The organism is Microcoleus sp. BM001215392, assembly GCF_036700185.1.
GTDB lineage: Bacteria > Cyanobacteriota > Cyanobacteriia > Cyanobacteriales > Microcoleaceae > Microcoleus.
On the sequence record NZ_JAUBOJ010000388.1, the window covers coordinates 1 to 7,031 of the forward strand.

At 45.4% G+C, this 7,031-nt stretch carries 8 protein-coding genes; 3 read left to right on the forward strand and 5 right to left on the reverse strand.

The window, feature by feature from the left end; translation table 11 throughout:
- Positions 1-347: 347 nt before the first annotated feature.
- Positions 348-2,291 (reverse strand): polysaccharide biosynthesis/export family protein, encoded by a 1,944-nt coding sequence (locus tag QT974_RS28650; RefSeq protein ID WP_333471783.1) that lies wholly within the window; start codon positions 2,289-2,291, stop codon positions 348-350.
- Positions 2,292-2,614: 323 nt separating this feature from the next.
- On the opposite strand from QT974_RS28650, the gene QT974_RS28655 reads away from it, so the two are divergent.
- Positions 2,615-3,304, forward strand: a complete 690-nt coding sequence (locus QT974_RS28655) for a class I SAM-dependent methyltransferase (protein WP_333471784.1) — start codon at positions 2,615-2,617, stop codon at positions 3,302-3,304.
- 158 nt (positions 3,305-3,462) lie between these two features.
- Here the strand turns inward: QT974_RS28655 and QT974_RS28660 are convergent, their stop codons facing one another.
- The 3 genes from QT974_RS28660 to QT974_RS28670 are packed head-to-tail and all read right to left on the reverse strand — an operon-like array spanning position 3,463 to position 4,426.
- Complete coding sequence (locus QT974_RS28660) at positions 3,463-3,801, reverse strand: type II toxin-antitoxin system RelE/ParE family toxin (RefSeq protein ID WP_333471785.1); 339 nt, start codon at positions 3,799-3,801, stop codon at positions 3,463-3,465.
- The gene (locus QT974_RS28665) at positions 3,798-4,052 is read right to left on the reverse strand and encodes a hypothetical protein (protein WP_293147210.1); all 255 of its coding nucleotides are present in this window, start codon (positions 4,050-4,052) and stop codon (positions 3,798-3,800) included. The genes QT974_RS28660 and QT974_RS28665 overlap by 4 nt, the downstream gene beginning before the upstream one ends.
- A gap of 5 nt (positions 4,053-4,057) precedes the next feature.
- Positions 4,058-4,426: a hypothetical protein gene (locus tag QT974_RS28670; protein WP_333471786.1), complete on the reverse strand. Its 369-nt coding sequence runs from the start codon at positions 4,424-4,426 to the stop codon at positions 4,058-4,060.
- A gap of 267 nt (positions 4,427-4,693) precedes the next feature.
- On the opposite strand from QT974_RS28670, the gene QT974_RS28675 reads away from it, so the two are divergent.
- Together QT974_RS28675 and QT974_RS28680 are read left to right on the forward strand one after the other, a co-directional pair.
- A complete protein-coding gene (locus QT974_RS28675; RefSeq protein ID WP_333471787.1) occupies positions 4,694-5,332 on the forward strand; it encodes a histidine phosphatase family protein in 639 nt (212 codons plus the stop codon).
- A 115-nt stretch (positions 5,333-5,447) separates the two neighbouring features.
- Positions 5,448-6,215: a YebC/PmpR family DNA-binding transcriptional regulator gene (locus QT974_RS28680; RefSeq protein WP_333471788.1), complete on the forward strand. Its 768-nt coding sequence runs from the start codon at positions 5,448-5,450 to the stop codon at positions 6,213-6,215.
- Positions 6,216-6,224: 9 nt separating this feature from the next.
- Here the strand turns inward: QT974_RS28680 and QT974_RS28685 are convergent, their stop codons facing one another.
- Positions 6,225-6,827, reverse strand: a complete 603-nt coding sequence (locus QT974_RS28685; RefSeq protein WP_333282237.1) for a Uma2 family endonuclease — start codon at positions 6,825-6,827, stop codon at positions 6,225-6,227.
- Positions 6,828-7,031 lie beyond the last annotated feature (204 nt).

Sequence of the window (7,031 nt, forward strand, 5' to 3'; positions counted from 1 at the left end):
CTGACATCTGCGGTTTCTGTATCAATCAAAGACTTATGCAATTCAAGTCTATTACGCCAATCCTCTTCCTTCCAGGTAGAGGTCACTGTCAACCCTTCGGCTGCGCCAGCGGGCGAGCTGTCAATTGAATGAAGGAAGATGGATGACATCAACAAGTAGTTTTAAGGTGGGTGGGGGCGTGAGATTTTCCGGTCAAACTCACAATCTCAAGACAGAAGCACGCCGAGAATTAATGCTACCTCTGTTTTGAAATTTGGAGGTGATGATTGAGAATCTCCCGCCCTGACGCAGCTTAAAACTACTCAAAAGCTTACTCACAGATCGGGGTTATTTTATCCAAGATAAAATCAAGGAGTAGTTGTACCTTGCGGCTGAATTTGTTGTGGCTGCAATTGCTGCTGTTGTTGTTGCTGCTGCTGGAGTTGCAATTGTTGCTGCTGTTGCTGCTGTTGCTGCTGCTGTTGCTCGCGCTGGAGTTGAATCTGTTCTTCTTGCTGCTTCCTTTGGAGTTCGAGTTGCTGGAGCTGAATTTGATACTGCTGAATTTGCTGCTGTCTTTGGAGTTCGAGTTGTTGCTGTTGAATTTGATTCTGTTGATTTTGAATATCTATCTGCCGCTGTCTTTCATCACGCTGTATCTGTCTTTGTTCGTACTGTAATTTAATTTGTCGAATTTGATTGCGGCGATCGAAATCTCCTCCTAAAAATAAGTTCTGAAAAGTGTTAATAGTTGTTTGAAACCCAGTAAAAGCCCCGGTAACTGATGTAATGACATTTGTAACTCCTGCGATCGGCTGCAAGAAAGTAGCGATATTGTCTGCTACCCTTGTATAGCCCGATCGCGCTACGAGAATCACATCGTTGTTTCTCAGAGTTGGGTTATTGTCTGGATTCAACCCTTGAGCAAAATCCACATCGATAGTACGGCGAGTAACAGTCCCGTTGGGGTTCAAACGCAGCAATTCTACCTTGTCTTTTTTCGCTCGCAATTGATTGAAACTGCCCGCAGTTAGCAAAGCTTGGTGGAGCGATGTACTCGGTTTAACCAGCAGAGCTCCCGGTCTGACCACTTCCCCCACAATATTGATGCTAATTGCATTTGGAGAGAAACTTGTGGTTCCGAGTTGGGAAACCTCAGCTAAGTCTACATTAGATGCTGTGGGGATAATCACGCTATCTCCTTCTTGCAGCAAAATATCTTGAGTAGAGTCGCCTTTTTGCAGCAAATCCCAAAGATTTACAAAGATAGTTTGTTCGTTTCCGCCTCTGACTCGGCGGCGGATTTGCACGCGGCGAATGTCAGCTTCTGTAGTGATACCGCCCGCAATTTTGAGTGCTCTAGTGATCGTTGGTAGCCCGACAACGGCTCCTTGCTGTTGTTGGTCGATAGAGACAAAACTCAACTCTGTTTGTTGGTTGGTCGATCGCACATCTGAAGCAAATACAGTATAAGGCCCGGGGCGGTTTACTTCCCCAACAATTACCACACCAATTGGTTTAGTAATATCAGCGGAAAAATTAGCACTGGCTCTTTGACGGACTTCTTGAGTATTCAGGGCACTTGCTGTCGGTACAAAAATGGTATCTCCATCTCGAATTGTCACATCTTGACGCAAATTTCCGGTGTCTAAAAAATCCTGCAAATTAACAGTAGTAACTTGCTCCGGGCCGCCTCTGCGGGGACGGCGAATTTGAACGTTTCGCATATCTCCTGCGGATGTCACCCCTTTTGCTAGTTGTAGCATTTCCATCAAAGTCGGAAATTTTACACCTCCTCCGGTTCCTTCTCTGACAGGATTAATTTTGTAGGAACCAGGGCGAGTAACTTCACCGGCAACACCTATATTTAGCGGGCGAGCGACGATCAAAGTCACGGTAACAACGGGAACATTGATGAAGGGTTCGTATCGTTTGGTAATGATATTAGCGGCTTGTTGGAGGCTCAATCCTTGAATTGAGACGCTGCGAATGATTGGCAAATTAAGCGTCCCGTCAACTAACACTTGATATTCTTTGCTGAATTCCGGGACGCCGAAAATATCTAAAGCAATGCGATCGCCCGGGCCTAAAGTATAAGCCGTTTCTTGTACCAGCGAACCAGAATTGCCGATCGCTGGCAAACTCGAACCCGCAGGAGGCGGCGGCGGTACTCTGGGTCTGTTTGGGATCGAACCCGGAGTGCGTGGAGGAGTTCTGACGGCCGGCAACTGAGCCATGCTTGAGAGCGAACTCCCGAGCACCAGGAGTGCTGACAAACTCAGACTTGTAGCGGTTTTAGCGGTATGTTTCATCTTTCTTTCCTGGTTGCAGCCTGCCAATGAACGACACTAATTTAGCTAATTGATTTTAGTTTATTTTCGGTTTTGTCCAGTGTAGCCTCGCTGCGCTGCAAAATCCACAGGTGGAACGATAAAAATTGTGCGGCAATTTTGCACCTTGTTTGTAAAGAAAGTGTAAACCTGACTCGCAGTTCTCTGGATGATGATTTCGTTTGACTATTGTTTTTTATACACAACTCGATGTACAAATCAACCACCCAAAGCAAGGGGATACCAAAAAACTGCCCTTATTTAAGGTAAAATATTAAATAATTCTATCAGCAGGACAAAGATAAGTGTCACTAAAATTAGATCGAGTAATTCCCTGGGGACGCTGCTTGGATGAATACATAGGAATGTTTAGCTTGACATCAAGTGACCTCAAGCGAGCTATTCTAGATTGTGCGGGCGGCCCGGCGAGTTTCAATGCCGAAATGACTCGCCAAGGTAACAAGGTAATTTCTTGCGATCCAGTATATCAGTTTACGGCGGTGGAAATTGGCGATCGCATCCAAGAAACATATCAAACTGTGATTGATGCTGTCAAGGCAAATGTAGACGGCTATCTGTGGAACAGTTTTGAATCGCCGTACCAGCTAGGCGAAGTGCGGATGAAAGCGATGCAGGAATTTTTAGCAGATTTTCCCTCTGGCTTAGAGGAAGGCCGCTATCTGACTGCTGAATTGCCTGTTTTGCCTTTTGAAAACGGTGAATTTGATTTAGCTTTGTGCAGCCATTTCTTATTTGCTTATTCTCACTTGCTTTCGGAAGAGTTTCATCTGCAAGCAATTACAGAAATGTGTCGGGTTGCGAAGGAAGTTCGGGTATTTCCGCTGTTGCAGAGTTTTAGCGGGGAAGAATCTGAGCATTTAATTCCGATTATTACTGAATTGAAGAAGAGAAGTTTTCGTGTGGAAGTTCAAGAGGCTCCCTACGAGTTTCAAAAAGGCGGAAATAAGATGCTGCGAATTTGGGGGCGAATCTAAGATGCGAGTTAGGGGGCGAATGTAACTTACCGGGCGAAGGTCATTCGCGACTATACAAACAATGTTCGGCGGACGCCGACTGGAAGAAAAAAAGAGTTGCCGGTGAATGGAATTCACGATCGCTTATTTCCTAAAAAATAGATAAGCTAAGGATAAGATTATGCCTCATCTTGGGGTTCGCCAATCGCACGCTGGAGTGCATTGCGAATGTGGATAATCCTCACAGTTGGTATGGGTCGATCGTCAAGAATAGTGAAGAGTATGCGATACGTGATTTTACCACTTCCATATAGAAGCTGGCGAATCTCTTGGCTGAAAAATGCGTTTTCACGAGCTAAAACACAACGACGGGGCATTTGTGAGAGTGAGGAAATCGCTGTAATCAGGCCTTGATACCATGCTTGAGCGCGATCGGGAGTCGTGAATTGGGAAAAATTTAGAAACGCTGCATCAGCTTCAGATTGAGCTGTACTGGAAAAGTCAATGCGATAAATCATGCTTCCAAAGAAAGTCCGTATTTCTGGTTTTGTCGATCAACAAAATCTTCCAGACTAGAAAATTGACCCCTATCGAAGTCATCAAGTCCGCGTTGAATCCCTTCCAATGCCTCGAAGAAATCGCTTTCATCAAAGCTAAGGCCGAAGGCGAGAACAGCTAAGATAACGCTGGTTATATCTTGTCCTGTACTTTCAGCCCGTTGGCGCAGCAGTGCTTCGATTTTTGGGGGTAATGTGAGTGTGACGGTCATAAAAGTTATGATGAATGGTTAACTTTAATTTGTAACTTTATGTTGGCACAGTTAGCCAAAACATCGCTTCCTAAACTATCCGCCCATTCCTTAACCCGATCGCCCGAAATGCCTGTCTTGCTTTTCTGGTAATCTTCCAAGACGGAGAGACTCATTGCGATGGTTTGCTCTTCGCCCAGGGGTTGAAACTGGTTTTCTGTGTCAATTTCTCCCCACTGATATCCCTCGCTTTCCTCGGCAATTTCTGCGATTAGGCGTTCCAAGTCGCTGAGATTACCATTGGACAGATTCAGCCATGAAAGCACGATTGCCTTCACCGAATCGCTGGGCATGGCTTGAACTTGGGCGTGGAGTTGCTTTAGAGATTGAGCCATTGGATGGTAGAGAGTGACTGATTCTATTCTAGCGCATTGTCAAATAGTTGCGACGATCGTAACGAACAGTTGCGGTAAAATCAATTAAATGCTTTGATGTCGATCGCCCGAAGCATAATCAAAAGTAATACCTGTTCTCACAAAAATACAAGTGTAAATAAACTATCAACCAGAATATTCATCATTTATTCCCAAGTTTTCAACTTTTTCAACTTTTTCAATCGTCAATCCACAATCCAAAATCTAAAATCTAAAATCGTCTGTCTTATGTCACAAACAGTCTGGATCGCACGCCACGGAAGCCGCATCGACTTCGTTAACCCCGAGTGGTTTCTCAGCGCCGAACACCGCTACGATCCCCATCTTTCCGAAGCAGGTAATGCTCAAGCTCAACAACTAGGCAATCGCCTCAAAGGTGAAGGAATTTCTCACATTTTCGCTTCCCCTTTTCTGCGAACTGTCGAAACAGCAAATCATGTTGCTGAAGCTCTCGATTTGTCGATTAAACTAGAATGGGGAATCTGCGAATGGCTGAATTCTGACTGGATGACCGAAATGCCGGAAACTGAATCTGTTGAGGATTTGTGCAGGCGTTTTCCCAGGATTGATCCTTCTTATAAAGGCGGTATTGCTAGTTATCCCGAAACGGGGGAAGCTTGTCTCAAAAGGGCGGGGAAAACTGCTAAACGCCTGGCGGCACAGTTTCCTGAGGATATGTTATTAGTAGGTCACGGTTCGTCGGTTGTGGGAAGTGCGATCGGGCTAACAGGCGACTCTCAAACGAAAATTAACGCTGCTTTCTGCTGTTTGGTCAAAGTGGTGCGGGATGGGGGCGAATGGTCGATCGCACTTAATGGCGACACTTCCCACCTCACGGACACTGAAACCGTTGTCCGCTTTAATTAAAGTTAAAATTTGTGCAAAATATCGCATTTTATGCTATGTGTACGGATTGTGCAGTGTACGCGCTAAGTTTATTTAATCTCGATCGCACATTTTAAATCAAAAATCTTAAATAGCTATGTCTGGACACAGTAAGTGGGCGACTATTAAACGCCAAAAAGCCAGAGTTGATTCCGCTAAAGGCAAAGTTTTTGCTAGAATATCTCGCGAAATTATTGTCGCGGCGCGCAGTGGAGTTCCCGATCCTGCTGGCAATTTTCAACTGCGCACGGCTATTGAAAAAGCGAAGGCGGCGGATATTCCTAGTGAAAATATCGAAAGGGCGATCGCCAAAGGTGCCGGCTTGGCGGGGGGAGGTTCAGAATTAGAAGCGATTCGCTACGAAGGTTACGGCGTTGGCGGAGTTGCTATTCTAATTGAAGCGCTGACAGATAACCGCAACCGCACGGCGGCTGACTTGCGAGAAGCTTTTAATAAAAATGGCGGCAATTTGGGCGAAACTGGTTGTGTGGGCTGGATGTTTGACCACAAAGGAGTTTGTACGGTACGCGGCCCCATTGACGAGGAACAATTGTTTGAAGCTTCCCTAGAAGCCGAAGCTGAATCCTACGATTTGATATTAATTGATGAAGATACCGAAGGTGCAGAGGTATTTACAAGTGTGCCTAATTTGGAACAACTGGCCGATGTTTTGAAACAAACAGGTTTTGCAATTTTGCAGTCAGAAAATCGCTGGATTCCCAGCAACACAGTAGAAATTGATACTCCTGAAAAAGCTCGATTGCTCCTAAAGTTAATGGACGCATTGGAAGATTTGGACGACGTGCAAAGCGTGACAGCTAATTTTGAAATGACCGATGAATTAATGTCTTCAACTATGGTGTAACTATCTAAATTACCAGATTTTTGCCATCCGCAAGACAAATCCGGGTAACTCTGGATCTGCGCTCACTGTTTCAGGATTGTCTAAGATTTCCGGTTCGCGATCGGGACGGTAGATGTAGACTTTTCGGTTTTGGCGATCGATCAACAAGCCGAGCGATACACCGTTGTCAATATATTCTTGCATCTTTTTTTGCAATCCCTTGAGAGTGTCACTAGAAGACCGCAATTCAATCACAAAGTCTGGACAAATCGGTGCGAATGAGGCTTTTTGTTCTTCAGTTAAGGCATTCCAGCGCTCTAGTTTAATCCATGAGGCATCGGGGGAGCGAGTTGCTCCATTCGGCAAGGTAAAGCCTGCACTGGAGTCAAACGTTTCACCTGTGCCATCTTCTTCTGCCCAGTTCGCAAGTTGCTGAGCAATTTTAATGTTGCGGTTCCCTGTATCTGAAAAAGCTGGTGCCATAATGATCACTTCCCCACTGGCTGTACGCTCAATTCTCAAATCGCGATTGACTAGACAGAATTCATAGAACTGTTCAACAGTCATTGATTGGATCGCAGGGAAATTGACCGTCAGTGGGACGCTTTCGGTTTGAATTAGCAGCGTCGTCATGGTTTTTCCTCATTCTGGTGTAGGTGTGACATCAATTCCGGTTGCACTCATACATGATAGGTCGGAGACGACACTGCCCATAGGTGTCAACTTAAGCCTGAAGCCCTTGATAAATGTCGCTTTTACCTGAGTTTTGATCCCCCTAAATCCCCCTTAAGAAGGGGGACTTTGAGAATAGTCCTGTCCCCCCCTTCTTAAGGGGGG

Coding starts and splice junctions, on each gene's coding strand:
- QT974_RS28670 (WP_333471786.1), bottom strand. CDS start 4,426: ATGGCTCAATCTCTAAAGCAACTCCACGCCCAAGTTCAAGCCATGCCC.
- QT974_RS28665 (WP_293147210.1), bottom strand. CDS start 4,052: ATGACCGTCACACTCACATTACCCCCAAAAATCGAAGCACTGCTGCGC.
- QT974_RS28680 (WP_333471788.1), top strand. CDS start 5,448: ATGTCTGGACACAGTAAGTGGGCGACTATTAAACGCCAAAAAGCCAGA.
- QT974_RS28675 (WP_333471787.1), top strand. CDS start 4,694: ATGTCACAAACAGTCTGGATCGCACGCCACGGAAGCCGCATCGACTTC.
- QT974_RS28660 (WP_333471785.1), bottom strand. CDS start 3,801: ATGATTTATCGCATTGACTTTTCCAGTACAGCTCAATCTGAAGCTGAT.
- QT974_RS28650 (WP_333471783.1), bottom strand. CDS start 2,291: ATGAAACATACCGCTAAAACCGCTACAAGTCTGAGTTTGTCAGCACTC.
- QT974_RS28685 (WP_333282237.1), bottom strand. CDS start 6,827: ATGACGACGCTGCTAATTCAAACCGAAAGCGTCCCACTGACGGTCAAT.